This window comes from Oleiphilus sp. HI0123, from assembly GCF_001635315.1.
Map to the genome: position 1 here is coordinate 1 of NZ_LWGE01000334.1, position 834 is coordinate 834.

Annotated in this window: 1 protein-coding gene; it reads right to left on the minus strand. The window is 44.8% G+C overall.

Features of this window, described 5'->3' with window-relative positions; translation table 11 throughout:
• Positions 1–104: 104 nt before the first annotated feature.
• On the minus strand, positions 105–834 hold a 730-nt coding region (locus A3761_RS03190), incomplete at its 5' end, for an acyl-CoA dehydrogenase C-terminal domain-containing protein (protein ID WP_197472776.1).

Consider the following 834-nt stretch of genomic DNA (forward strand, 5'->3'; position numbering starts at 1 on the left):
TTTTCCGCTCGATTAACCTTGATCAATAAGATCGAACCTCTTACATCGACTTCAATATAGCTCACTTTTTCCTCCGCTTTCGAATTTGGTTTATGTCTCAAGGTCTAGAACCAGTTTGGCTGCATTTCAAAACAGGTATCGTCTCGCCCCAAAAGTAGATCTGCTTCGTGCTTAGCTAATGGTAATTGCCATTTAATATAATATTGAGCAGCCTGGAGTTTGCCACGGTAAAACGAAAGCTCTTCATGGTTTGCGGGCTCAGTTTCGGCAATCCCCTTTTCTGCCGCTAAGGCCTGGCGTAACCACAGCCACGACACCACCACGCGAGCAAACATCGAAAGGTAAGAACTGGCATTAGATAAGGTCAAGTCAGGAGATTCTTTCTGAAGGTCAGCGCCTAATTGCATAGTAACCCTATGCACTAGTGACAAATGTTCTTCAATTGTTTGCGCCCACGCTTGAAGCCTTTCACTGGATTCTTTAGCACGAGAAAGGTCTAAATTCACCTTAGAGACCAGAACTTGAAGTCCTTTACTGTTGCGCTGCCATAGCTTGCGACCCACTAAATCCAAGGCCTGGATACCATTCGTTCCTTCATGAATTGGGTTTAACCTATTGTCGCGCCAATATTGTTCGACAGGGTACTCTCTGGTATAGCCTGCACCGCCAAGCACCTGAATCGCTAGATCATTCGCTTTTACACCAACTTCGGAGCTCCATGATTTGATCACGGGTGTCAGTAAGTCCAGTAAGAGCTCTGATTTTTCTCTTTCGTCTGCATCAGGGTGTGTATTGACATCATCTAATAAGAAATAACCAAACAGGCATAGTGAC